Origin of the sequence: Dyadobacter beijingensis DSM 21582, from assembly GCF_000382205.1 — a bacterium.
In the GTDB taxonomy this organism is placed as follows: domain Bacteria; phylum Bacteroidota; class Bacteroidia; order Cytophagales; family Spirosomataceae; genus Dyadobacter; species Dyadobacter beijingensis.
Window position 1 is genome coordinate 233,054 of sequence record NZ_KB907786.1, and the last position, 26,049, is coordinate 259,102.

The window sequence follows — 26,049 nt, forward strand, 5'->3', positions numbered from 1 at the left end:
TTCCTAAACCTTGACTGATATGTTTGCGAAAGTTTCCTGCGTACTGGCGGCTGCATTTATGCTGTCGGCATTTGTTCCCCAACCGGACGACAAGCCGAAGGGTATCGAACATGTGATCGTGATCGGTGTCGACGGGCTGAGCCCGGATGGTATCAAAAAGGCGGAAACGCCGAATATCGATAAAATGGTGGCCAATGGCGCCGTAAAATGGAACGTGCGCACGGTACTCACCTCGGCCAGCAGCCAGAACTGGGCCTCGATGATCATGGGGGCGGGCCCGGAGCAGCACGGCATTATCGATAACGACTGGGAGCTGAACAAGCACACGCTCCCGCCTATTGCGCAGGAGGCCGACGGTCGCTTTCCGACCATTTTCAGTATTTTACACAAGGCCCGGCCCCAGGCGGAAATCGGTACGGTGTACCATTGGGGCGGTTTTGGGAGGCTATTCCAAAAGAATGCCGTGAATTACGACAAACATTTCTCGACGGAAGATTCTACGGCCACTGATTTTATCCAATACATCAAAAAGAAAAAACCGGTACTCGGCTTTGTGCATTTCGATCATGTCGACCACGCCGGTCACCATGACGGCCACGGGACGAAAGTATATTACGAGTCGGTCACCAAAGCGGATTCGCTTATCGGTAAAATCCTGGCGGCCGTTAATGACGCCGGTATAGCCGAAAAAACGCTGGTGATCCTCTGGGCGGATCATGGCGGGATCGGCAAAGGCCACGGTGGTGCCACACCCCAGGAGGCCGAGATCGCGGGTGTATTTTACGGAGCGGGGGTGAAGAAGGGTTATGCGATACAGCAGCAGGTTTACACCTACGACCTCGCCGCTACCATTGCATTTGCGCTGGGCGTGGAGCAGCCTTACGCGTGGACCGGCCGGCCGGTGAAGCCCGTTTTCAAAGGATTGGACGAGCCCAGGAACCTCTGGCTTGGCGAAAAGCCGTAAATTGGTTCAAAGCACTTAACCCCGAACCCTGCATATGGCAGTTGTACACAACCGAACGGAAGGCGACATTAATCTATCATCCGCGCGCCAGGATTGGTATGCGGTGATCAGCGACCCGGAAACTGCGGGTTGGCTGCATGAAGATTCGGAACATTTTCTGCACCAGTCGCTGTCCACGCCCTGCCTGGACGTGCTGGCGTCGTGCGAGGGCATTTACCTGACCGACGTCCAGGGTAAGCGCTACATGGATTTTCATGGCAATAATGTGCATCAGCTCGGTTACCGGCATCCTTATGTGATCGAAAAGCTGAAAGCGCAAATGGATATCCTGCCGTTTTCTCCCCGCAGGTATACCAATATTCCGGCCATCGAGCTGGCCAAAAAGCTGGGCGATCTTATGCCGGGCGACCTCAACCGCGTCCTTTTTGCGCCCGGCGGCACGTCGGCGATCAGTATGGCGCTCAAACTGGCGCGGATCGTGACGGGCCGCCATAAGGTGGTGTCCTTATGGGATTCATTCCACGGCGCGTCGCTGGATGCCATTTCCGCGGGCGGCGAGCTCGATTTCCGGAAAGATATGGGCCCACTGATGCCCGGCGTGGAGCGCATTCCGCCGCCGATGACCTACCGCGGGCCATTCGCGGCGGCAGGCAACGGCGACTTGCCTTATGCGGATTACCTCGAATATGTGATTGAAAAAGAAGGGGACATCGGGGCGTTCGTGATCGAAACGATCCGCAACACCGACGTGCAAATCCCTTCGCAGGCATACTGGAAGCGCGTACGTGAGATTTGTACCAAACATCAGGTATTGCTCATTCTCGACGAGATCCCCATCGCATTCGGCCGTACGGGTAAAATGTTCGCATTCGAGCATTACGGCTTCGAGCCCGATATCGTGTGCCTGGGCAAAGGATTAGGCGGCGGTGTGATGCCGATGGCGGCGATAGTGGCACGCGATAGTTACAATTTGGCTCAAAGCGTGTCTCTGGGCCATTTTACCCACGAAAAAAGTCCGCTCGGTAGCGTGGCTGCGCTGGCGATGCTGGAATTTATCGAGCAGAACGACATGATGGCCAAAGTGAATGCCGACGAAGCATTCATGCGCGAATCCCTGGAAAAGCTGAAAGCAAAGTATCCGCTCATCGGCGAGGTGCGCGGGATCGGCCTTTTGTGGGGCGTGGAATTGGTGAAGGACCGCGCGACGAAGGAAAAGGCCGTGCAGGAAGCGGAAACGGTGATGTACGAATGTCTCAAAAACGGGCTGAGTTTCAAAGTATCGCAGGGGAACGTGGTACAACTCTCCCCGCCGCTCATCATCACCCGGGAACAACTTACGGAAGCATTGCAGATTTTGGAAAAGGCCGTTGAAACGGCTTCGGTTTTGGTATAAAAAACTCAACAATGGAACATATGCGCCTGAAAGAAGCACTTACGCGATCGAATACTTTTTTTATCTGCTGGGCATTGATTGCTTCGTTCGGGGCTTATTTCTGTATGTATGCGTTCCGCAAGCCGTTCAATGCGGGGCTTTACCAGGGGCTGGAACTGGGCGAGGTGAGCTACAAGGCAGTCCTGATCATTGCGCAGGTGGCCGGTTATACGCTTTCCAAGTTTGCGGGTATCAAAGTGATTTCGGAGCTGCGGCATAGCGCCCGGGTAAAGCTGGTAATCGGACTCATCCTCGTGGCGGAACTGGCATTGCTCTTTTTCGGTCTTGTGCCTTACCCCTACAATTTCGTGTTCCTGTTCATGAACGGCCTCCCGCTTGGGATGGTGTGGGGCGTGGTGTTCAGCTTTCTGGAAGGCCGGCGTTTTACCGAAATGCTTTCAATGGGTCTCAATATCAGCGTGGTGGTGGCGTCGGGCATTCTCAAAACCATTTACATTGAAGTGCATGCCATATTTCCGGCGGTTTCCGAATTCTGGATGCCGTTTTTGATGGGACTGATTTTCCTGCCGCTTTTTCTGGTTTTCGTGTGGATGCTTTCCGTAATCCCGCAGCCGACCGCCGAAGACATTGCCTTACGCACGGAGCGCGTGCCCATGACGAGCGCGGACAAGCGGCTGGTCATGCGGCAATTCGGCCTCCCGATCGTTTGCCTGGTTGTTTTTTACGCCACGCTCGTCGTCGTGCGCGACTTCCGCGACAATTTCACCATCGAAATCTGGAACGAAATAGACGCGCACTGGGGCAGCGGCGTGCTTACGACGACGGAAATGATCACGGGCATTGTGGTGCTGGTCATCATCGGTGCGCTCGCATTCGTGCGGGATAACCTGACCGGTTTCCGGCTTGCGTACCTCATTCTGTTCGTCGGCATCACGCTCATCGGCGTCGGGACACTTTTGTTCGAGAAAGCGGTAATTAATGGTTTCTACTGGATGCTGCTGGTGGGGCTGGGCTTGTTTCTGGCTTACACCATTTTGCAAACGGTGGTTTTCGAGCGGATGATCGCACTGTATCGCATCAAGGCCAATGCGGGGTATTTTGTGTACATCTGCGAAAGTATCGGCTATATGGGCAGTGTGGGGCTGCTTCTGTACAAGGAATTTTTTATGAAAGACCTGAGCTGGTCGCGGGTGCTGATGCAGTTTTCGTACCTGCAATTTGTGCTCGGGCTGCTGCTGCTGGCTGCCAGCAATATCTATTTCGACAAATACCGCACCGGCCGCCCGGCCGAGAAAAGCGGTCCGCCGCTCGCTGCGGCCTGATTTTCGCTTCGTAAGGACATAAAAAAAGGAGGTGCAAATGCCCTCCTTTTTAACATCTCAATTTCACCTTTCAATTTTTGTTAAAATTTATTTCGTGGTTTTAAGCTCCACGATGGCCGCTTTCTGAGTAGGGGTATACGTGCTGTACGCGTTAACACTTTTCGCTTTCGGCGGTGCCGGCGTTTCTACCGCAGGGGTTGAAGCAGGCAATGTATTTTTGATATTGTTGGTCGATTTGTTGTCGTCTGCAAATGCAACTGAACTGGTCAATGCGATAACGCTAACGAAGGTTGTGATCAAAGTTTTCATAGCTGTATTTATTTTTTTGTTCTTGTCTTTGTCTTATTTGATGATGCAAATATAAATGGTATTTTATGAATGGCTATATATTTATTCAATGAGTGATCGAACGGTTATATGAGTGGTTTTTATTGGTGATGAGTGATTTAATGGCTCCCGAATATTATTTTGTTTTGAAATATTCAAATATGGTGCGACCTGTTAATGAGCTGGTTTTTGCTGTAAAAGTACAATTTCTGGCATTGAATGGAATTGCGATTGATTTGCTATATTGCCGGTATGGCTAAATTGATCAACCTGCGACCTTTCAAAGAATTTGTACAGTCCGAATCGCTCGGCGGCGTTATCCTGATCGTCTGCGTGATTATTTCCCTCATTATTGCCAATTCGCCCCTGGCCGGTGCATTCGAAAACCTGCTGGGAACGGAGCTGGGCTTCAACAGCGATGCCCTGCATTTGCGGTACCCGCTGCTGTTGTGGATCAACGACGGCCTGATGGCGATCTTCTTTCTGCTGGTGGGGCTGGAAATCAAGCGGGAACTGGTGGAGGGCGAGCTATCGTCGTTCAAAAAGGCTGCATTGCCTATTTTTGCGGCGCTCGGCGGTGTGCTGGCCCCGGCGGGAATTTACTTTATGCTGAACAGCGGCACGCACACCGCGGCCGGCTGGGGCATTCCGATGGCGACCGACATTGCATTTGCCATCGCGATCATTACCATGCTGGGGAGCAAAGCGCCGTCGTCGCTCAAAATTTTCCTCGCCGCATTAGCTATCGTCGACGACCTGATGGCCATTCTCGTGATCGCAATCTTTTATTCCTCAGAACTGCATTATACTTATCTCCTGTACGCCGGGGCGATCTTCGCAGCATTGCTGGCGATGAACAAAGCGGGCGTGAAGAACCTGGCCGCGTATCTGATTCCGGGCATGTTTATCTGGTATTTTATCCACCATTCGGGCGTGCACGCTACCATCGCGGGCGTGCTCACGGCATTCGCCATCCCTACCACGCCAGACGCGCAGGAGTCGCCGCTCGAAAAGCTGGAACACGTGCTGGTAAGGCCGGTGAACTTCCTCATTATGCCCGTTTTCGCCTTGTCCAATACCAATATCACTTTTGAAGCGGGTATGATCGACGGGCTCACTACCACGTTGGGCCTGGGTATTATCCTCGGGTTGGTGATAGGAAAGCCGCTGGGGATCAGTCTGCTTTCGTGGCTTACGGTGAAACTGGGTATCAGCAGCATGCCCAACCGGGCTGGCTGGGCGCACATTATCGGCGTCGGTATGCTGGGCGGGATCGGGTTTACGATGTCGGTATTCATCGCGTTGCTGTCATTCCCCGGCGAGCAACGGATCCTTTCCGAAGCCAAATTTGCCATTCTCACCGGTTCCGTCCTTTCGGGCATACTCGGCTATATGATGCTGAGTGCCGTGAGCAAACGGTCGGTACGGTAATGCCTATTCGGTTTTGGCTTTGATAAGAATGTAGTCGAGGTGGCCATCTTTGGAAAAAGCGGCGATCTGCGTGTATTTCTGATAATTGTCCCACTGCTTCAAACCGTCCTCGTCGACGTTGGGCGAGATATTCTCGGTGAGGTTGAGCAGGCCCAGGATGATGCGATTTTCGAAATCGTAATCTTTCAGCCCATTCAGCCGTATCTGATCGGCGATTTCATTGATATAGATGATCTCGACCTTGCCGTCGCGGTAGGAGGCTTTCGGGCAATGCTCGCAGCCCGCCTGCTTGTCTTCGTAATAACTTTCCAGCGTGCCTTTTCCCAGGATGGCGGCTACTTCTTTCTGATTTCGCAGGGCTACCTGCGGCAGGTCGAGGGCGACGGTTACGGGGGCGTTCTCGTCGTGCGGGTCCAGGACATAGAATTTGACGAAGACGGCAACGAGTATCACAATGAAGGAAATGAATTTCCAGTTGGCCCATTTGCGTTTGACAGAGGTTTGTTCCATGAATGTGGCGTGGTTTTTGAAGATCAGGGGGTAATTAACTTTGACACACAATCAGGAAATATCATGCCAGACGCTTTGAACCGCATGGTGGTCACACCGGAACTCAATTACGATCAGCTCACGCTCGGCGAAGCCACGCTCATCCAGCAGCAGCTCCGCGGCCATCTTCGCCTGGAACCCTTTCAGAAAGAGATCAAAACCATTGCCGGGGCCGACATTTCGCTGACGTTGTATAGTGAGACGGTCTTTGCCGGATTGGTAATCCTGAGTTACCCGGAACTCCAACCGATCGCCTGCTCGCTCGTGCAAAGCAGCACTATTTTCCCCTATGTGCCCGGCTATCTCGCATTTCGGGAAATACCGGCTATCCTGAAAGCCTACGAACAAATACCCGTCAAACCGGACCTGATCATGTTCGACGGCAACGGCATTCTCCACGCCCGGCGAATGGGCATTGCCTCCCATTTCGGCGTAGTGACGGGCGCCGTGACGATGGGCTGTGCCAAAAAGAAACTCGCCGGCCAGTACGCCGAACCTGGCGCATCGAAAGGCGAGTACGCCAATGTAACCGATAAGGGTGAAGTAATCGGCTATGCCGTGCGCACGAAAGAAAACGTGAAACCGGTATTTATCTCGCCGGGTCATCAGATGAGCCTTGAAGACAGCCTGGCGATCGCTTTGAAATGCACCGGCAAACACCGCCTGCCCGAGCCCACGCGCTACGCGCACGAGTACGTGAACAAGTTCCGCACCGGTGAAATCAAGGCCGGCTACCACGACCTTTCGAGCTGGAAACTATTTTAAGGAAACGGCCGTAAAGGGCACAAAAAAACGGGCAGTGCCAGCGGCACGCCCGGTTTCCTCCCCAGGGGTTTCAACCCCTGGCAGACAAGTAAGATGTTACTTTAACGATCTGTCGATTTCGTTCAAGAGGTACTTCTTGGGATCGGAATCGTATTCCCAGAACATCACCCCGCCCAACTTGTTGGCGAGCACATATTTGCATTTTTCCCGGACAGATTCCTCATCGTCGTAACTCAGCACGTCACCTGTATCGGCATTGAGCAGGTAAGGCGCCTTCGCAACCGTGTCGCGGTACTCCTTGTAACCTTTTTTGTTAACCAAACTATCCTTGATGTAGGTATAGCCGTCAATGTACTGCTGTTTGATCTGCTTCTGACCGAGTCCTTTATCCAGTTTCGCCACCGTGAACATCCGGCCGTAGAATGGCAATCCTACCACAAGTTTTTCCATCGGAACACCAGCCGCATGAAAGCCTTTCACGGCATTGTCAACCGATTTGGCGGTTTTGTAAATGTTGGAAGGGTATAAGCTCGCGTGGTGAACGGCCGTGTCGCCCTGGAATAGGTCATAGGTCATCAGGTTCACGTAATTCAGGTATTGCTGGGCTTTGCCCATATCGGTTGCTTTCAGGAATTCCACCCAACCGGCTACCGCGGTAGTCAGCAACTTTTTCTTGCCGGTTTCTTCTTCCAGTAAATCGAGCTCGTTGCGGATCGCGTGGAACATTTCGGTGTAGTTCTGCTTGTCTTCCGGGCGGAATACATTGCCTTCCTCGCCCGGCAGGCCGGGGTATTCCCAGTCGATATCCACGCCGTCGAGATGGTATTTTTTGATGATCTCGACACTGCTTTTCGCGAATATCTTTCTCGATGAATCAGTGAGTACGGCATCGGAGAAATTCTCGCTCCAAGCCCAGCCACCGATTGAAATAAGAATTTTCAAATCGGGATTATCGGCTTTCAAAAGGTTAAGTTGGCGGAAATTGGTCGTGTCGGTCTTCTCGTTGTCCAGGAATGCCTTGCCGTTTTTAATGTTAACAAATGCATAATTAATGTGCGTGAGCATTTTGGCGTCGATGTTGCTGGTGTTCAGCAAGCCATGAAAGCCGCCGACGTAACCGATCACGACGGGCCGTTTTGTGGAATCGGCATCAGATTCCGCCTTTTTATCAGAACTGCAACCGTTCAGGAAGAGCAGGGGGGCCAAAAGCGTCACGAGCAGCAATGCCGTGCCGAGCTTCATTTGAGTAGGGACTAGGCGCATGGTATTGGATTTGGTTTTGAAGGGCTAAAATAAATACACCTTCAAATCATCTCCTAATCCTCCCCGGCAAGCGACAATTTTTGCAGGATTTTATCCAGCTTGATACCCTTGCCGAGTGCGCCTTTGAAAAGGTCCCCTTTTTTATCGAGCCGGTCGAATATGTTCTTGATCGTAAAATCCTTCGGGCTCAGGCCGTGCTGCACTTCGGCCCATTCCAGCGGCGTAGACACCGTCGCGCCCGGCTTCGGGCGTGCGCTATACGCACACGCGAGCGTCTGCCCGATGCGGTTTTGCAGGTAATCGACGTAAATCTGGTCTTTCTTGCGTTTCGACAGCGATCGTTCCAAGGTGGTGAGCTTGGGAAGGCGCTCGGTGACCATATGCGCAAGCATTTCGGCGAAGTCCCGGGCCTGGTCGTAGTCGTATTTTTTGCCAAACGGAATGTAAACGTGCATGCCGCTCGCGCCGGACGTTTTGCAAAAGCCCTCGGCACCCATGTCATCGAGCAGCTCCTTGATCGTCAGCGCCACGTCGACCACGTCGTTGAATGTATTTTTATCGGAAGGGTCGATGTCCATCACCACATAGTCCGGGTTGTCTAGCTTGCTGATCGTCGAGTTCCAGGGGTTCATTTCAATGCAGCCCAGGTTGGCGATGTACAGCAGGCTTTCCACGTCGTTGGCAATGTAGTAATTCACCATTTTCCCAGTCGATTCGGCCAGTATTTCGTGCGTTTTGATCCAGTCGGGCCTGGAATCGCTCGCGTCTTTCTGGAAAAAACCTTCATCGGTAATGCCGTTGGGCTGCCGGCGGAGCGAGAGCGGCCGGTTTTTCATGTAAGGTAAAATGTAGGGCGCGATCTGGCGGTAGTAGTCGATCAGCTCGCCTTTGGTAATGTGCTCGTCGGGCCAGTAAATCTTTTCCGGGTGGGTAATTTCCGCATTCTTTTTCATGAGGCTTTCCGTTTAGGGGCGGAGAGGCTTTCTTTCAGCTGCGCCATCAGGTCGCGGCTTTTCGAGTGCACGACTTTCATTTTAGTAGCGGCCGGTTTTTTGCCTTTTGCCTTGGCCATGATCAGTTTGAGCAACTTCTCATTATAAGTATCCTTGTAATTGGAAATGTCGAAATCCGTCGTGAGCTGTTCGATCAGCTGTACCGCCATATTCATTTCGGCCGGTTTGATCTTCACGTCGGGGATATTCAGCTCATCGGTATCGCGGATTTCCTCCGCGAAGCGGATCTTGTTGAGGATCAGCAGGTCGTTTTGCGGTTTGATCAGCACCAGGCTCTCGCGGTTTCGCAGCACATAGGTGCCCAGGCCGCATTTGCCAGTCTTTTTTAATGCATCACGAAGCAATGCGTAAGGTTTCGCGCCCGATTTTTCGGGTTGGAGGTAATAAGGCGTTTCGTAATAAATGCTGTCGATATCCTTCTCGTCGACAAACTCGGCTATCTCGATGATCTTCGATTTTTCAGGACTGGCCTTTTCGAAATCCGAGTCTTCGAGGACCACGTAATTGTCGTCGACCTTGTAGCCTTTGACGATATTCTCCCACTTTACCTCGCGGCCGGTATTGGCGTTGACGCGCTGGAAATGGATGTTGGCGTGATCTTTCTTGTCCAGCATGTCGAGGTCGAGCTCGCTGGCTTGCGTCGCGCTGAACAGTTTTACAGGGATGTTAACGAGGCCAAAGCCGATCGCCCCGGACCATATTGCTCTCATAATCCTCTTTTTCGGTTGAAAATGAGAGGTAAGCAAAAGTCGTGCCTTTGGGTAGAAGCGCTATTGCCCCATCCAATCCTTGAATGCGCCCATTTTCTCGCGGCTGATGAGGATGTCGTTATCGCCGCAGTTGGCAAGGTGGATTTTCAACCGGCTGTTGGAATAGGTAAAAACGTCCTGAATGGCCGAGATGGCGCTGATATACTTCCGGTTGAGCCGGAAAAATGTGTCAGGCGAGACCATATCCTCGATCTCGTCGAGCGTGTAATCGACGATGAATTTCCTTCCGGCCGCCGTTTGCAGGAAAGTCACCTTGTCCTCACTGAAAAAGAACGCGATTTCCTGCACATCGATCGTCTGAATGCGCTCGCCGACCTTCACCAGAAAACGGTTTTTGAATGTTTTAGCCGCAGGCTGCATAAGGCTGCGAAGCTGGTCGAGCGAAATCATTGGTGTTTGAGAAACAGGTTCCTTCCGGCCCGTTTGGAATTTGTTCAAAGCCTGTCCCAATTCATCTGGATCGATAGGTTTGAGCAGATAATCAATGCTATTCAGCTTGAATGCGCGGATCGCGTACTGGTCATATGCCGTACAGAAAATGATGGGTGCAGTCACTTTCACCTGCTCGAAAATCTCGAAACTGATCCCGTCGGCCAGCTGAATATCAAGGAATATCAGGTCCGGCTCAGGGTACGTTCGCAGCCATTGCACCGCAGTGGTAATGGTATCGATATGCCCATTTATTTGCGCTCCGGGCAGTTTTTCATGAAGCAGCTGCGCCAGCCGCCGGGCCGCCGGGCCTTCGTCTTCGATTAGCAGGATGTTCAAGTCAGTGTATTTCACATCGGTTAAAATGTTCAATTCAGTATATTTTATGTAGCAATGGTCAAATCAACTAATGCGCGCTTCGGAGAAACCCCCTGTTTATAGCAAAAAATCGCAACACCATTCCCCGTTTCAATGCGGCTCATTCACTCAATTACTCATTCAATCATTCAAAACTTAAAACCGGCAGCCTCACCACAAATACCCCTCCCGTATCGGTTACGGCTATCCTCCGTTCGCTAAGCAGCTCGTATCGTTTGCCAATATTTTCCAGACCAATCCCGGCCGATTCCTCCGGCTGGCTGGTTTTGGGTTGCAGGTTGTTTTTCACGATCAATTCATTGTTTTCAAGGCTGATTTCAATGCGCAGCGGATTTTGTGCCGATGCCACATTGTGTTTGATCGCGTTTTCGAGCAGCAATTGCAGCGATAACGGTGGCAGGCTCCCGGGTGTGTTTTTGTTTAGATTAATCTGGTATTCCAAACCTTCCTCGAACCGGATTTGCTGTAATGCAAGGTAGTTTTCGGCGAATTCCAGTTCCTTTTCCAGGGGCACCAGCTCTTCCTGCTGCACGTCGAGCACGTAGCGGTAAATGCGCGACAGCTGCCGGATAAATTTCGCGGAGGCATCGGGACTTTCGTACACGAGATTGCTCAGCACATTGAGCGAATTAAAGAGAAAATGCGGGTTAAGCTGGTCTTTGAGCGATTGGTACTGGCGCGCGAACCGCTCCGTTTTCAGCTGCTCCGCTTCGATCGCCGCCTTCCGCCATTCCACGAGAAACGACCGGCTGATAAATATGAACGATATCACGAATGCAAGCCGCATCGGAAATTTGGTCGATTGGATGAGCGGTTTCCAAGGGACATTTTCCAGAGTAAACGACTGCCGCACGACGAATGCAAACAGGAACATGAGTAGGAAACTGATCGTGAATACATACAGGAAATAGCAGAGGCATTCCAGCACGAGCCGCTTCACAGGGTATTCGATCCACGAAATGCGCCGGTCGAAATAGTCTTCGACGAGGTAGCCGCCGTAGCTGAGGCTGGTCGAGAGCAGGAACGACAGCAGAAAATCATCGGCCAGCTCGCTGATGGCATTCGTGCGGGACAGGCACGACGGGCATATCGCCAGCGTGACCAGCAGCGCAACCACCGCGTTCCCCGCCAGAAACCCCGGTGAAAAATTCCAGAACTCACGAGACCCTTTCGAAGACTTGGCACACATCTGCGCGACTATTTACTGTTAAACTTATTTACATTTCCCTACCAGTCCCTCGGCCTGATTTTTGCCCCAGGTGGGCAGCAGGGCCGCTTTCAATGCTTCCTCGTCCTGTGCGCTAAATATAGCCAAACTTTGTTTCGCAAGCCCGCAAGCCTTCTCCGTGCCCGAGCCGAAAAACTGCGCCATGCCGAATTCCATTTGCGCCGTCAACACGAGCGTACGGGGGTTTTTGCTGTCGATCGCCATCGATTTGCCCAGTGTCTGCATCGCCACGCCCGACAGGCTTTGGCCGCGACCGGCCGGATCTGCGCTAAGTTTCGCGATGGTGACGAATGCCTGCATCGTGATGATTTCTGCATTGCCGGGCGAGAGGGCGTCGGCTTTTTTGATGAGCTCATCGGCCATGGCCAGCACTTCGTCTTTTTTATCGAGGGCCAATGTTTTGTTAAAACTCTGGAATGTGCAGGCCAGTGCCTGGTAGTAGGCCGGCTGCCATTCGGTAGGATTCAGCTCGGCAATGCGGGCAAATGCATTCGCCGATCGCTGCAACTGCGGCAGCGAATCGGTATGGAGAACTGCGGCGATTTCCTTCTTCATTGCCTTCTGGTAAGGCGAATCCTGGGCCGAAACTGGCAATGAAACGATGAACAGCAATGCGATAATGCGGGTGACGGTTTTCATGGTTTGGAGAATTTGATGGTTACAGATTGTTTAGCTGGTTGGCATTCTTGTCTTTGGAAAGGGTAATGAAAAGGCCGATAAAGGCAAACCGCCTCGCGCCCTGGCCCACAGGCAGGCTCGCGTACGAACCCGTTTCGTCGGGTTGTGCCGCGTACCGGTAGCCGAACACATTGCTGCGGCCGAGCACATTGGAACAGGCGGCGTGAATGATCACGTTCGGGCGGGGCAGGTAGCTCCAACTCAGGCTCAGGTCGCTGTAAATGCCGGTTTTGCGCTGCATTTCGCCCGGCAGGTTGGGGTCGTTGTATGGATAGCCGCTGTTCCACGACCACGACAGGCCCAGCTGCGATTTCATCCGGCCTACGAAATGCTTGGCTACCACCGAACCATTGTGTTTGGGTGCGAACGACGGCTGCACGCGCGAGGCGAAGGCTGCGAACTGCCGTTTGCTGTCCACGAAACTGTATGTGATCCAGAAGTCGATGGATTTGAAGGTTTTTTTGTCCCGGTAAAACAGGTCGAAACCGCTCGCATACCCGGAGCCGTTCCGGGCGATGTTCTCGGGCCTGATGGCGGTGCCTTGCCAGGTCACGAGGTGGTTATAATCTTTGTAAAATGCCTCGGCACGGAGCGTACGATTGTTGCTGACGATGAAGTAGTTGAGAATATAGTGCGTGGCCGAGGTGTTTTTCAGGCCGGGGTCGTGAATGCGCGTCTTCTCGTCGGCGAGCTGGTGAAACTGTCCGGCCGCGAACGATACCTGCCCTTCGTTTTCAAATTTATAGGCCATCGAAAACCGCGGATCGGCCCATGCCTGGCGCGCCAGCGAGCTGTAACCCGTGCGCAGCCCGCCTACCATCACCAGCCGGTTGCTGAAATAGTAGCTGCCTTCCACGAAATGGTTGAGCTGATGGTCGGTAAAGTCGCGGCGGAGGTTTTGGCCGGTCAATTCCTCGGAGTAGCCTTTGATATACCATTCAACTCCGTTTTTGAGGGAAAACCGCGGTGAAAAGTCCTTTACCGCCACCATTTTGGCATGTGCGAGCGTAGTAACCTGCCGCATGGGGTCGAGGTTGAGCTTCCACGCGTCCTTATTATGTGAGAATGCAGCGCCGCCGTAAAGTAACCAACCCTCACCATTGGATTGCCGAAACGATACATTTCCGTAGGCGTAATTGTTGCGCAGCTGCACGCGGTCGCCACGGCCGTCGTCGCCGGGAATCTTTTGCCAGATCGCCATCCGGTTGCCCTCCGTGTGGAAATACGCTTTGAGCATTCCGGCGCTGCTTTTGGCCGCGTTACCCCATTTCCGGCGCAAGGAAATTTCCGAATCCCAGCTCTCCGGCGCCTGTTCCCAATCGAAATGTTGTTTAATCATGGATTGGTAGGGCGCCAGGTTGTAGTAGTTGGCCGAAGCCGTCAATGCCTGCGTTTTTCCCGTGAGCGTCTGCGTGTAGCCGCCGCCCGGCGTCATCACACTCAGGTCGCCCTGGTTACGGAGCGGGAGGTCGAGCGTGTTCAATGCCAGCGCCGACGATAATGCCTGCCCATATTCCGCGGAATACCCGCCGGTGCTGAAAAACGAACCTTTAAATAGATTAGGACTGAACCGTGTGCGCGTAGGCACGTTGGAGGCTGTGCTGCCGAACGCGTTGCCCACCTGCATCCCGTCGATGAAAATGGCCGTTTCAGAAGCATCGCCCCCGCGCACGAACAGGCGGCCATCGTTGCCGACCGTGGAAGTGCCTGGTAATGTGAGTAATGCGGCGGTGATGTCGCCCATCGCTCCCGATGTGGTCACGATATCGAGCGGTTTCAGGACCACTGATTTCTTTTCGTCGCTCGCTTCCATCGCGCCGGCCGTAATGGTCACGGCGGTGAGGACGTTGATGCGCTCGGCCAGTTTCACATCCGCCGTCAACGCCTTGCCTTCGCATTGCAGGGCAAGGTCCTGGGTTTTGAAGCCCAATGCCTGCACGGTGAGCAGCTGGGCGCCTTTTTCCTCCGTTTCGAATGCATAAGCGCCCTGCGAATCGGTGGAAGTGCCGTCGTAGGTGCCTTTGAGATACACATTCACACCCGGCAGGCCGTTGCCTTTCGCGTCGGTGACTTTGCCGCTCACTTTTGTTTGGGCGAAAGTAAGGTTGCTGATCAGCAGTATGATAATGGTAAATGTCGCTTTCATGTGCCGTAGGACTTGATCCAAAATTGGCTACCACAGCACACGCACGGAAATGAAGTTCACCGAAAGGGAGAACGGGGCGGATGAAGTGCAGGACTTGTGGAGTGAAGCGTCGGCGGGCGACGATCAAAACGATAGGCCGTTCCTCAAAAACGGACAGTGCGCGGCGGGGAAGTGTGACTTTTTCAATAGTGCGTATAAATTTTTTATCAAATTATGCAAGGTGCTTGTAATCAACCATTTGAATTTCTATATTCCTGAATAGTTACCACGTAAGCCCGGCTGAAATATCCTTATACGTTAGTTGGATCGCGGAATCTGGCATGTTTATTTAAACTGTCCTTCCCGAAAACAATTTCACACGAAGACTAACTCTTAAATCGGATATAACTATGGTAGCGACATTTGGTAACAACCCAGCGAAAAGTTTGAAACCCGGCGCAGTGCTTAACGTGACAGGTGCCAGATCTGAATCGGAAGCACAGAGAGAAGTAGCGGATTTTCTGCAGATAAGTAACAGGACCGATCTTGGTTTCTTCCTGATTTCAAAGGATTATTTCCTGCTCTACCTGAAATCCGGGAATTCGATCAGTGGAATTGCATAGGATTACGTTTCATTCAAGAAGGACTAAGACAAGGACATGGTACAAAAGGGTACATTCAAATTATTTGGGCAGAAGCTCATCAATATTATTATTCACAGGGAAGACGTTTTGAAGATTACCCCCAACAAGAAAGGGCAGGGTTGCATTATCTACCTCAAAAACAAGGTTCCCTACGCGGTTAGCGAAAGCGAAAAGGAAGTCCAGAAAAAATTAAACTGGGTTGCAGCATGATCTTCGGTCTGTTGCCATGAAAATAAAAGCGGGCTCCGGTGCACTACCGGGGCCTTTTTTGTGCACTGGCCGAACCCTTGGCCGCCTAACAGTGTTACCCGGATACTCAAATCTCCACACCACAAAATTTCCATGTCCAGAAAGACATACTTTTTCCTGATCCTCATCCTGGGGAGCCTGACTGCGCTTGGCCCGTTTTCGATCGATATGTACCTGCCCGGTTTTCCGGCCATCGCGCGCGACCTCGACACCACTGCTGCCAAGGTTTCGCTGACATTGTCGGGCTATTTCGTCGGCATATCGCTCGGGCAGCTGCTGTACGGCCCATTGCTCGATCGATTCGGCCGCAAGAAACCGCTGTTTATCGGGCTGGTCGTCTACATTCTCGCGTCGGCGGGCTGCGCGGTGGCGACCTCGGTGGAGCAGCTGATCGTGCTGCGCATTATCCAGGCCATCGGCAGCTGCGCGGCTACGGTAGCGTCGGTAGCCATGGTACGCGACCTGTTTCCTGTCAGTGAAAATGCCAAAGTATTCTCCCTGCTGCTGCTCGTGGTCGGTTTTTCGCCGATGATCGCGCCTACGGCGGGCGGTTATGTGACCGACGCATTCGGCTGGCATGCCGTGTTTATGATACTGACGATCCTGGGCGTTGCCATTCTGGGCGCCACCGTGCTTTGGCTGCCGGATAGCTACAAACCCGATAAAACGCTCTCGCTGAAACCCCGGCCGATCATCAGGAACTTCCTGGAAGTGCTCCGCGAGCCGCAGTTTTACACCTACTCCATTACGGGCGCTATTGCATTCGCGGGGCTGTTTGCCTACGTGTCGGGCTCGCCGATCGTGTTTATGGAAGTGTTTCATATCGAAGGAAAAGTATACGGCTGGATTTTCGCATTCCTGTCGGTGGGCTTCATCGGTTCGGGGCAGGTCAATACCCTGATGCTCCGCCGCTTTACCAGCGAGCAGATCGTGAATGTGGCGCTGATTTGCCAGGCGGTGATCGGGCTCGTATTCCTCGCCGCGGCATTGAACGACGCGCTTACGCTGACTTCCACGCTCGTATTCCTCTTCCTTTTCCTGTGCTGCGTGGGTTACACCTTCCCGAATGCGGCCGCACTTTCGCTCGCGCCCTTCACGCGTAATGCGGGAAGCGCGTCGGCATTGATGGGCGCATTCCAGATGGGTGCGGGGACATTGATCTCCATCGCGATCAGCGTTTTTGAAGTACCTTCCATTATCCCGATGGTGACGGCTATGGCTGCCTCGGCTACGCTCGCATTGGTGGTGCTGGTGATAGGACGAAGGTTTATTACCAACAAGGTGGAGGTGCAGCAAGGCGCGGATGCGGGCGTGATGCATTAAGCGGCGTTTGCTTAGTTTTGTGCATGGATTATTTCAAGCGACTACTCGATTTACTGAAAATAGAAAGGGAGGAAGACCAGCAATCGTACCTGCGATTGATCGAACGGACTTCCGTTTCCGAACGCCGGGCCAACGGGCTGGCCTGGTACCCCATTGCCATACGCGGCCAGGAAATCGGCCGGGGCGATTACCTCACGGTGGAAGTCGAACGCACTACGCACCACGACCTGGCACACCAGATGCGTTTCGGCATGCCGGCGGTTTTGTTCAGCAACCACGAACCCAAAAAGGACCGCGTCGAAGGGGTGATCTCGCACCAGGGCGGTAACCGTTTGAAAATCACATTGCGGACGGACGAGCTACCGGAATGGTCGCGCGACGGCAAGCTGGGCATCGACCTGCTTTTCGACGACAACAGTTACGACGAAATGCAAGGCGCATTGAAAACCGCCGACGCACAAGGTTCGTCGGAGAAGGACGGGCATCTCATCAAAGTTTTAACGGGTGAGAAAAAGCCTTCGTTCGACCCTGACATTTACCCCATTACCATTCCCAAACTTAACCCCTCGCAGCAGCGGGCCGTACAGCAGATCCTTTCCGCGCAGGAGCTCGCGATCGTACATGGGCCTCCGGGGACGGGCAAGACGACCACGCTCGTGCAGGCGATCAAGGCATTGGTGAAAAAGGATAGCAGGCCGGTCCTCGTTGTCGCGCCGAGCAATACGGCGGTGGATTTGCTGAGTGAAAAACTGAGCGAAGAAGGGCTGAACGTGCTGCGGGTGGGAAACCCGGTACGCGTTTCGGAGCGGCTGTCGGCGCTGACTTTGGATAGTAAAATGTCGTCACATGCCGATGTGAAGGATATTAAGGCATTGAAAAAGCAGGCCAACGAATACAAGAACATGGCGCACAAGTACAAGCGCCATTTCGGAAAGTCGGAGCGCGACCAGCGGAAAGCGTTGTTCGAGGAGGCCCACCGCATTATGAAGGACGTCGCGAATATGGAGCAATACATTATCGATGACGTGCTGGGCAAAACGCAGGTAGTCACGGCGACTCTCGTCGGCTCGAACCATTTCACCGTCCGCCACATGAAGTACCGCACCGTGGTGATCGACGAGGCGGGCCAGGCCCTGGAACCTGCCTGCTGGATACCGATCCTGAAAGCGGAAAAAGTGGTGTTGGCCGGCGACCATTTGCAGCTGCCGCCGACCATCAAGTCGGACGTTGCGGGCAAAGGCGGCCTGAGCACGACGTTACTGGAAAAATGCGTGGCATTGCACCCCGAGTCGGTGGTGCTGCTTGAAGAGCAATACCGGATGAACAAGGCTATTATGGGCTATTCTTCGCGCGTTTTTTATAATGATCAATTAAAAGCGCACGAATCGGTGGCGAACCGCGTGCTGTTTCCCGGCGAGCCGCCGATGGCGTATATCGATACGGCGGGCTGTGGCTTTGATGAAAAACCGGAAGGCACCAGCTCCACGAACCCGGAAGAGGCGGCGTTTCTTTTCAAGCACTTGAACCAGCTGGCAGCGGAATTTGTGAAGGTTAATCCAAAAACGGAGGATTTTCCGAGCATTGCCATTATTTCTCCCTATAAAGAACAAATCAATATCCTCAAAGACCAGCTCGCGCACGCGCCGGACCTGGCGCCTTACCTGGACAAAATCGCCGTGAATACGATCGACAGCTTCCAGGGACAGGAACGGGACGTGGTGTACATCAGCATGACGCGCAGCAATGCCGAGGCGCAGATAGGCTTCCTGGCCGACATCCGCCGTATGAACGTGGCCATGACCCGTGCACGGAAAAAGCTCGTCGTGATCGGCGACAGCGCGACCCTTTCCGCATTGCCTTTTTATGAAAATTTCATCGCCTATGCCGAGGGGCTGAATGCCTACCAGAGTGCCTGGGAGTTTTCGGATTTGTAACTATGTGACGAGCGGATTTTGATTTCAAAGCAACCGGACTATCTTTAAAACCATCTAGCCTGAAAAGATATTCATCCGATTGCTGAAACCTTATGCGTATACGCTACCTCTTCGCATTTTGTCTGGTCCTTCTTTCCGCATGCCTAACCCTCGCACAAGCGCCTGCCAGCGGGATCAAAGGGGTGATCAAAACCAGGAAAGGCGAGCCATTGCCCTTCGCCGCGATCATCGTCAAAGGCGCGAGTGTCAGCACCATTTCCAATGAGGAAGGCCGCTACCAGCTCGATCTGAAACCGGGCTATTACGAGGTGATATTCCAATATCTCGGTTTCAAGACAGGGCAAAAAGGCTTTACCGTCGAGGACAAAATGCAAACTTTCGACCTCACTATGGAAGAGCAGGCGCTGAATCTCGGCGAAGTGCGCATCGGCAGTAAAGACGAGGACCCGGCGTATACGATTATGCGCAGTGCCATTGCCAAAAGCCGCTACCATTTCCTGCAAGTGGATGCCTACACGGCCAAGGTTTATTCCAAATCATCGGTAGTGGTGACGGACCTGCCGATGGAATTTTTGTATAAAAAGGAATTGAAGGAAATGGAGAAGGAAGCCAATTTCAAAAAGGGCGTCCCGATGCTGAACGAGACCGTTTCCGAAGTCACTTTCAGGCAGCCTAATGCCTATAAACAGCGCGTGATTGCCACGCGGAGCAGCATGGACAAGAACATGGCCGACCCGAACATGTACCTGCTCGCCAGTTTTTACCAGCCCGAAGTGGTGAAAGCGGTTTCGCCGCTGTCTCCACGCGCATTTGCCTATTACAAATTCGAATACCTGGGTGCATTCCGCGAAAATGGTATCGAGGTGAACAAAATCAAAGTCACGCCGCGCTCATGGGGCGAGGGCGTTTACCGCGGCACGATCCAGATTATCGACGGGGAATGGAGTATTTACAGCCTTGATTTGCAAACGGTTAACACAGGTTTCCGATTGGACATCAAGCAGGTGTATAGCCCGATACAGGGTGTATGGCTGCCGGTGAACCAGCAGTTTCATGTCGAAGGCGGCATTTACGGGTTCAAAGGCAAGGGCGATTTTGTGATCTCGCAATCCTTTACGAACGTGAAAGTTAACCCGACTTTCAAACCTGATATCGTCGTGATCGACGATAAAAAGTATGCCGAGGAAGCCAAAAAAGTGAAGCTTACCGGCCGGGAGATCAAGGCGCAGAAAATGGATGAAGTGGTGAGCAAACAGAAAGAATTCTCAGCCAAAAACCTGCGGAAAATGATGAAGGAGTACGAAAAGCAGGATTTGAAAGAAAAGGAAAAGAAAGGCCAGGACGTGGACCTGAACAACAGCCGCCAGGATTCGACGCAGGTGGATTCGATGGCCACGCAGCGAAACACGGCATTCTGGGACTCGCTGCGCACCGTGCCGCTCACCGTCGCGGAGGTAAAAAGTTATACGCGGCTGGATAGCCTGGTCATTATCAATGAAGGTACGGAACAGCAGCGGGATAGTCTGAAATCATCCAAAAGCGACACTACGAAGGCAAAAAAGGGAAGCAAATTCGGGCTGGGGGACTTGCTGGCGGGCCACCATTTCCGGCTTGGAAAAGAAAGCCCCTGGCGGTTGGACTACGTTGGTCCGCTGCCGGGCTTGCAGGTGAATACCGTGGAAGGACTGGTACTGGACGGCGCGGGCCTGAAATTGCGCCGCTCAGGTGGGCGAATGGAGAACAAGAAGCCCGGAAGCAGGCCGGAGTGGGTAGGTAACGGGCGGGAATGGTCGGTCAGCGGGCTGACGCGCTATGCATTCGGGCGGAAGCAGTTCATGGCTACTGGCGGCGTCGATTATGGCTGGAAACGCGGTAAGGTGCGTGTTTCGGGCGGCCGTGGGATCGCGCAGTTCAATGGAGAAAATCCGATGCATCCGCTTCTCAACACCTTCACGACGCTGTTTTTGGAACAAAACTTTATCAAAGAATACCAAAAGGATTTCGTCCGGGCCGAGTTCATAACCAGCGAACCGAACGGGCATTTCGAAGTGAAAGCCAACATCGAATATGCCGATCGCACGGCCCTGCCGAACCTTGAAAAAACATCGGCTTACCGCTGGATCGACTGGAAGCGGCGCGCATTTACCTCCAATATCCCCGACAATATCGAAAGCCGGACCGATGCTGCCGTGATGCCTTCGCCCATGCCACGGCACCAGGCGTTCATCCTCGGCATTGCGGCCACCTACAAACCCTGGCAGAAATACCGTACCCGTAGCGGCAAAACGACTTACTATGACGACGATTCGCCGAAATTTTCTGTCGGTTACCGAAAGGGGATCGCCAATGCATTCGGCAGCGATGTGGATTATGATCTCCTGCAAATCGGCGTTCAGCATGCTTTCGACATTGGTATCCGCAGCAAACTGCGCTACAAAGTCGCCGCCGGCAGCTTCCTCGGCCGCGACAGCCTGCAATTCCCCGACTACCAGCATTTCGCCGGCAACCGCTTCTTCTTCCAGCTCGGCGACCCGGTAGGTACATTCAGGGCATTGGATTATTACCGTTACAGCACCTCGCAAAAATTCTTCGAAGCCCACGTCCTTACCGAACTCCGCCAGTTCCTGCTGACCCAGATTCCCTGGTTCCGCATCCTGGGCGTGAAAGAGAATTTTCTCCTCCACTACCTCGCCACTCCCGACTCCGACAACTATACCGAACTCGGCTACGGCCTCGACATCGGTATCCGCTTCCCGCTCCGCGTGGAGGTGGTGAATACTTTTGAAGGGTTCAGGTATAAGCGTACGGTGTTCCGGGTGGGGACGACGATGAATATCGGGTGGGGGAAGGATTAGAAAATAAATTCATCATAATTGCCGGGATGGATGATCTTGAACTCGCTGCCCGGGTACGCGTTACTGAAAGTTTTGGATAACACAGCCCTGGCTTTTGAGCTCCATTTGAACTCGTAGGCATGTAGTTTTCCATCGATATCTTCCAGATAGTCGATTTCGTTTTGTTCCTTGGTTCGCCAGTAATATTGATGGGCCCAAATACCCTGGTAGCTGGTAAATTTCATCCGTTCGGAAATAATGAAGTTTTCCCACAATGCGCCGATGTCTGTCCGCAACTCAAGTCGATGTTTTTTAGGAATTCATTCCCAAAAAGTGGGGTTTTGAATAAAATCTATACGAACGGATTGGTAATTTCCTTCGGTTACTTACCTTTAAGCCATTAAAATCTCCTGATAAAAACACCGCATTACCACACAGAATCGAGCGGGGCTCTTCTGTGATGTTCCGGATACTTCGCCGGGACAGCTTGCTTATATCCAACATTTTATCAGAGAGAAATGAAAAGAATACAAAAAATCGCTGTGATTGGCGGCGGTGGGCGTACGGGCCAATATCTTGTCAATCAGCTTATCGAAAAAGGTTATCCGCTAAAATTGCTGCTCAGGCATCCTGAGAATTTTACCATTCAAAGTCCCTTAGTCAGCATCGTGCACGGGGATGTGCTGGACGCGCACGCCGTACATGAACTGGTAGAAGGCTGCGATGCCGTTTTAAGTACCGTAGGGCAGCGGAAAGGCGAGCCGCTCGTGGCTAGCGGGGCTATTCTAAATGTTCTGAATGCGGCTGGCGGCCGACCGGTGCGTTATGTGGTGCTGGCCGGTCTGAATGTCGATGCGCCGACGGATGTGAAAGGAGAGGAAACGCAAAAGGCGACGGAATGGATGCGGTCAACGTTTCCTGAAATTCATGCAGACAGGCAGAAGTCGTATGAGCTGCTTGCGCAAAGTGACGCCGGATGGACGATGGTGCGCGTTCCGTACATTGAATTCAACGGGGACCGCTCGGAGGTGAAGGTAAGTGCCACCGATTCGCCGGGCACCAGGATCGACGCCGCGGACATTGCCGCATTCATGATCGCACAGCTGACGGACGACACCTGGCTGCGAAAGGCGCCATTTATTTCCAACTAGGCAGCGTTTGAACAGCAAGGGCCGGCAATGTTCAGTTGCCGGCCCTTTTGTTTTAAATACCTGTTTATCAAACTAATGCATCCCACAAAATCTCCGCCGGGTGCAGGGCTTTGCGGCCGGTACCGTCGTGGATCTGGTGGCGGCAGCTGGTGCCGGGTGCGGCGATGATCACTTCCTCTGGCTGCTGACGCACGGTCGGGAAGAGCACCAGCTCGCCGATCTGCATCGAAATGTCGAAATGCTCTTTTTCATAACCGAACGACCCTGCCATGCCGCAGCACCCCGACGGGATGAGCTGTACGGTGTAATTTTCGGGCAATGAAAGCATTTTTTTGGTCGGTACCACGCTGGAAATGGCTTTCTGCTGGCAATGGCCGTGCAGTTTGATGAGCCGTTTTTCCTTCGTGAACTGGTTTCTCGTGATATTTTTCAACTCAATTTCGCGTGCGATGAACTCATCGAATTGCAGGGCGTTCTGTGCTACCATTTTGGCGTCTTCGAGCAATTCGTCGCTGACGAGGTCGGGGTATTCGTCGCGGAAGGTCAGGATCGCCGAAGGCTCGATGCCAACGAGCGGCGTGTCGTGCGAAACCAGGTTTTTCAGCAACCGGATATTGCTCTCCGCAATTTTCTTCGCGTCCCGCAGCAAACCTTTGGAAAGCTGAGGCCGGCCGGACGGTCCATGGTCAGGGATAATGACTTCGTAGCCGAGCTTTTCGAGCGTCAGAATGGATTTTTTACCAATTTCCACATCATTATAATTGGTAAACTCGTCGCAGAACAAATACACCTTCCTGTCCGACTTCAGTGCATTGCTTTTCCGCTGGTCGTACCACTTTTTCAACGTCGTGCTGTGCAGCAGCGGCATGGTGCGCTCGGGGTGGAACCCTACCACCGTGTTGGCGATTTTCCGCAGCGGCGCATTCTTGAAAATCAGGTTGTAGGCCCAGGGAACATAGCTGGCCAGGCCGGTCATTTTGGAGAAATTACCGATCAGCCAGGAGCGTACCGGAATGCCGTTTACATCGTGATATTGTTGCAAAAACTCCATTTTCAGCTTTGCAACGTCGACATTGGACGGGCATTCGCCTTTGCAGCCCTTGCAGGCCAGGCAGAGGTCGTACACTTCCTTGATCTCCTTGTTATCGAAACGGTTTTCCTTGGGCGAGCGCGTAAGCATCTCGCGCAGGATGTTCGCACGGGCGCGGGTCGTATCCTTTTCGTTGCGCGTCGCCATGAAGCTCGGGCACATGGTACCGCCGCTCAAATGCGTTTTCCGGCAATCGCCCGAACCGTTGCATTGCTCGGCGTGTTGGAGAATGTCCTGGTCGTAAAAGCGGAAATTGGTTTTGAATTCCGGCGTTTTCTGGTCGGCTTCGTAGCGCAGGAACGTGTCCATCGGTGCCGTGTCGACGATTTTGCCCGGATTGAAAATATTATTCGGGTCCCAGGTTTTCTTAATGTCCTTGAAAAGCTGGTAGTTGTGTTTGCCCACCATTTTCGGGATAAACTCCCCGCGCAGGCGGCCATCGCCGTGCTCGCCGGATAGCGAGCCGTCATATTTCTTCACGAGGTCGGCAATTTCCTCGGCGATCATCCTGAACTGGCGGTGTCCTTCGCTCGTTTTCAGGTTGATGATCGGGCGCAAATGCAGCTCACCCGAGCCGGCGTGCGCATAATGCACGGCCGACATCCCGTTCTTTTTCAGGATTTCATTGAATTCGCGGATGTATTCAGGCTGGTCGTACACGTCGATCGCCGTGTCTTCAATCACCGCCACGGCCTTTTCATCGCCCGGAATATTGCCCAGCAAGCCTAGCCCGGCTTTGCGGAGCGTCCATATCTTTTTGGTATCATCCCCAAAAAGCAATGGATAATGGAAACCGATACCGGCTTCTTTAAATTCTTTTTCCAGATCCGCGGCCAGCTGCTCGACCTCCTCTTTCGTTTCCCTCGACAGGTCTACGACGAGGATCGCCGGGAATGTGCCATCGGGCTTATTCTTGACGAAAAATGCATTTTTCCGTTGTTCTACATTGGTCGCGGCGCATTCCAAAACGTATTCGTCGATCAGCTCCACGGCGTGCGGGCCGTATTTCAGTGTGAGAATAGTCGCCCGCAATGCTTCGTCGATCGTGTCGCAATGCACACACACGAGACCCTGCGTTTTGGGCGGCAATGGCACCAGGTTTACCTTGATCTCCGTCAGAAAGCACAAAGTTCCCTCCGAGCCGGCGATCAGGCTGCACATATTGAATGGCCTGTCGGCCTCGGTGCCCGTCGTGTAGGGCGCCATATTCAGGAGCATGTCCAGTGCATAACCGGTATTCCGTCGTTCTACCGAAGGTTTCGGGAAGTTTTTACGGATTTCCGCCTGGTTTTCGGCCGATGCCAGGATGGCGTCGGTTTTCAGGTATATTTTGTCCAAAAGCGATGCGCTGCCGTTTTTGCGGCGTGCGTCAGTCAGCAGTGACTGCAATTCCGCACTGCTCACATTTTTGAACTCGGCATCGGTACCGTCGGCCAGAATGGCCTTCACTTCGAGCAAATGCTCGCGCGTGCTCCCGTACACGATGGAATTGGAACCGCAGGAGTTGTTACCTACCATCCCGCCGATCATGGCACGGTTGGCGGTGGAAGTTTCAGGTCCGAAATAGAGCCCGTACGGTTTCAGGGCCATATTCAGCTCGTCGCGCACGACGCCCGGCTGCACGCGGACCCATCGTTCCTCCGCATTTATTTCGAGTATTTGATTGAAAGTTTTCGAAACGTCTACGACTATACCGTTACCCACGACCTGGCCCGCGAGGGACGTCCCGGCGGTGCGGGGAATCAGCGAAACCTTCTTTTCGGTAGCGTATGCGATGAGCGTTTTGAGATCGGCGATCGATTTGGGGATGGCAACGGCCAGCGGCATTTCACGATAGGCGGATGCGTCTGTCGCGTATAACGTCCGCATGGTATTGTCGTAAAACAGTTCACCTTCAAGGCGTTGTGCAAGCAAAGTCAGATCTGCATCTGATACTGGAGACAGGGATGTCATAAATGCAATGGACTGAAAAAATAACGGATTCAAAGTTACGCACAACGCGGATGGAATTCCAGCAAAAAGTTGGGTAAGTGGGACGGGTGATTAAATGTCCGTTAAAAATTCCTGTCGGCGGTGCTGCATTTGTACTTCTCAAATATGCGATTTGGACTTAAAGCAGATATGTAACCATTTATGGAAATAAATCCATTTTTCTGCCAATTCGGGGTGGAAGGGTTATTGTATTATCT

General features: G+C 52.9%; 21 protein-coding genes. 10 read left to right on the plus strand and 11 right to left on the minus strand.

Translation table 11 applies throughout. From position 1 onward, the window contains the following. Positions 1 to 19 precede the first annotated feature (19 nt). Genes H144_RS31305 through H144_RS0100950 form a run of 3 tightly spaced genes read left to right on the plus strand, consistent with a single transcriptional unit; the run spans position 20 to position 3,679 of the window. Positions 20 to 964, plus strand: coding sequence for an alkaline phosphatase family protein (locus tag H144_RS31305; RefSeq protein WP_019940145.1), 945 nt, complete (start codon positions 20 to 22; stop codon positions 962 to 964). A gap of 34 nt (positions 965 to 998) precedes the next feature. Further along, positions 999 to 2,357, plus strand: a complete 1,359-nt coding sequence (locus H144_RS0100945) for an aspartate aminotransferase family protein (RefSeq protein WP_019940146.1) — start codon at positions 999 to 1,001, stop codon at positions 2,355 to 2,357. Between the two features lie 11 nt (positions 2,358 to 2,368). Beyond that, positions 2,369 to 3,679: a DUF5690 family protein gene (locus H144_RS0100950; protein ID WP_019940147.1), complete on the plus strand. Its 1,311-nt coding sequence runs from the start codon at positions 2,369 to 2,371 to the stop codon at positions 3,677 to 3,679. Between the two features lie 87 nt (positions 3,680 to 3,766). Here H144_RS0100950 and H144_RS0100955 read toward each other — a convergent pair whose 3' ends face one another. Further along, positions 3,767 to 3,988, minus strand: coding sequence for a hypothetical protein (locus tag H144_RS0100955; protein ID WP_051100030.1), 222 nt, complete (start codon positions 3,986 to 3,988; stop codon positions 3,767 to 3,769). A 270-nt stretch (positions 3,989 to 4,258) separates the two neighbouring features. Here H144_RS0100955 and nhaA point away from each other — a divergent pair, with 270 nt between their 5' ends. Continuing rightward, a complete protein-coding gene (gene nhaA / locus H144_RS0100960) occupies positions 4,259 to 5,437 on the plus strand; it encodes a Na+/H+ antiporter NhaA (RefSeq protein ID WP_026350300.1) in 1,179 nt (392 codons plus the stop codon). A gap of 3 nt (positions 5,438 to 5,440) precedes the next feature. On the opposite strand, the gene H144_RS0100965 is transcribed toward nhaA, so the two are convergent. Further along, positions 5,441 to 5,947 carry a hypothetical protein gene (locus tag H144_RS0100965; protein ID WP_157504377.1) on the minus strand — a complete coding sequence of 169 codons (507 nt, stop codon included), beginning with the start codon at positions 5,945 to 5,947 and terminating at the stop codon, positions 5,441 to 5,443. A 63-nt stretch (positions 5,948 to 6,010) separates the two neighbouring features. Here H144_RS0100965 and nfi point away from each other — a divergent pair, with 63 nt between their 5' ends. Next, the gene (nfi, locus tag H144_RS0100970; RefSeq protein WP_019940151.1) at positions 6,011 to 6,751 is read left to right on the plus strand and encodes a deoxyribonuclease V; all 741 of its coding nucleotides are present in this window, start codon (positions 6,011 to 6,013) and stop codon (positions 6,749 to 6,751) included. 96 nt (positions 6,752 to 6,847) lie between these two features. Here nfi and H144_RS0100975 read toward each other — a convergent pair whose 3' ends face one another. The 7 genes from H144_RS0100975 to H144_RS0101005 form a co-directional block, all read right to left on the minus strand. Continuing rightward, complete coding sequence (locus H144_RS0100975) at positions 6,848 to 8,014, minus strand: glycoside hydrolase family 18 protein (protein ID WP_157504379.1); 1,167 nt, start codon at positions 8,012 to 8,014, stop codon at positions 6,848 to 6,850. Positions 8,015 to 8,067: 53 nt separating this feature from the next. After that, positions 8,068 to 8,967 (minus strand): non-homologous end-joining DNA ligase, encoded by a 900-nt coding sequence (ligD, locus tag H144_RS0100980; RefSeq protein ID WP_019940153.1) that lies wholly within the window; start codon positions 8,965 to 8,967, stop codon positions 8,068 to 8,070. Further along, a complete protein-coding gene (gene ku / locus H144_RS0100985; RefSeq protein ID WP_019940154.1) occupies positions 8,964 to 9,737 on the minus strand; it encodes a non-homologous end joining protein Ku in 774 nt (257 codons plus the stop codon). Before ku ends, ligD begins: the two co-directional genes overlap by 4 nt. Before the next feature lie 60 nt (positions 9,738 to 9,797). After that, entirely contained in the window at positions 9,798 to 10,565 is a 768-nt protein-coding gene (locus tag H144_RS0100990) for a LytR/AlgR family response regulator transcription factor (RefSeq protein ID WP_026350302.1), read from the minus strand. Positions 10,566 to 10,728: 163 nt separating this feature from the next. Further along, positions 10,729 to 11,793: a sensor histidine kinase gene (locus H144_RS0100995; RefSeq protein WP_063826377.1), complete on the minus strand. Its 1,065-nt coding sequence runs from the start codon at positions 11,791 to 11,793 to the stop codon at positions 10,729 to 10,731. A gap of 24 nt (positions 11,794 to 11,817) precedes the next feature. Continuing rightward, complete coding sequence (locus H144_RS0101000; protein WP_019940157.1) at positions 11,818 to 12,471, minus strand: hypothetical protein; 654 nt, start codon at positions 12,469 to 12,471, stop codon at positions 11,818 to 11,820. A gap of 19 nt (positions 12,472 to 12,490) precedes the next feature. Further along, a complete protein-coding gene (locus H144_RS0101005; protein ID WP_019940158.1) occupies positions 12,491 to 14,656 on the minus strand; it encodes a TonB-dependent receptor in 2,166 nt (721 codons plus the stop codon). A 389-nt stretch (positions 14,657 to 15,045) separates the two neighbouring features. On the opposite strand from H144_RS0101005, the gene H144_RS0101015 reads away from it, so the two are divergent. The 4 genes from H144_RS0101015 (at position 15,046) to H144_RS0101035 (ending at position 21,640) form a co-directional block, all read left to right on the plus strand. After that, positions 15,046 to 15,258 (plus strand): hypothetical protein, encoded by a 213-nt coding sequence (locus H144_RS0101015; protein WP_019940160.1) that lies wholly within the window; start codon positions 15,046 to 15,048, stop codon positions 15,256 to 15,258. 363 nt (positions 15,259 to 15,621) lie between these two features. Beyond that, a complete protein-coding gene (locus tag H144_RS0101025; protein WP_019940161.1) occupies positions 15,622 to 16,851 on the plus strand; it encodes a multidrug effflux MFS transporter in 1,230 nt (409 codons plus the stop codon). Between the two features lie 23 nt (positions 16,852 to 16,874). Continuing rightward, positions 16,875 to 18,785 carry an AAA domain-containing protein gene (locus tag H144_RS0101030; RefSeq protein ID WP_019940162.1) on the plus strand — a complete coding sequence of 637 codons (1,911 nt, stop codon included), beginning with the start codon at positions 16,875 to 16,877 and terminating at the stop codon, positions 18,783 to 18,785. A gap of 92 nt (positions 18,786 to 18,877) precedes the next feature. Beyond that, positions 18,878 to 21,640: a DUF5686 and carboxypeptidase regulatory-like domain-containing protein gene (locus H144_RS0101035; protein ID WP_019940163.1), complete on the plus strand. Its 2,763-nt coding sequence runs from the start codon at positions 18,878 to 18,880 to the stop codon at positions 21,638 to 21,640. Here H144_RS0101035 and H144_RS0101040 read toward each other — a convergent pair. Next, complete coding sequence (locus tag H144_RS0101040; RefSeq protein WP_019940164.1) at positions 21,637 to 21,915, minus strand: DUF4143 domain-containing protein; 279 nt, start codon at positions 21,913 to 21,915, stop codon at positions 21,637 to 21,639. The genes H144_RS0101035 and H144_RS0101040 overlap by 4 nt on opposite strands. Positions 21,916 to 22,137: 222 nt before the next feature. Between H144_RS0101040 and H144_RS0101045 the strand changes: the two genes are divergently transcribed. Further along, the gene (locus H144_RS0101045; RefSeq protein WP_019940165.1) at positions 22,138 to 22,770 is read left to right on the plus strand and encodes an NAD(P)-dependent oxidoreductase; all 633 of its coding nucleotides are present in this window, start codon (positions 22,138 to 22,140) and stop codon (positions 22,768 to 22,770) included. A 67-nt stretch (positions 22,771 to 22,837) separates the two neighbouring features. Here H144_RS0101045 and H144_RS0101050 read toward each other — a convergent pair whose 3' ends face one another. After that, positions 22,838 to 25,813: an FAD-binding and (Fe-S)-binding domain-containing protein gene (locus tag H144_RS0101050; RefSeq protein WP_051100053.1), complete on the minus strand. Its 2,976-nt coding sequence runs from the start codon at positions 25,811 to 25,813 to the stop codon at positions 22,838 to 22,840. Positions 25,814 to 26,049 lie beyond the last annotated feature (236 nt).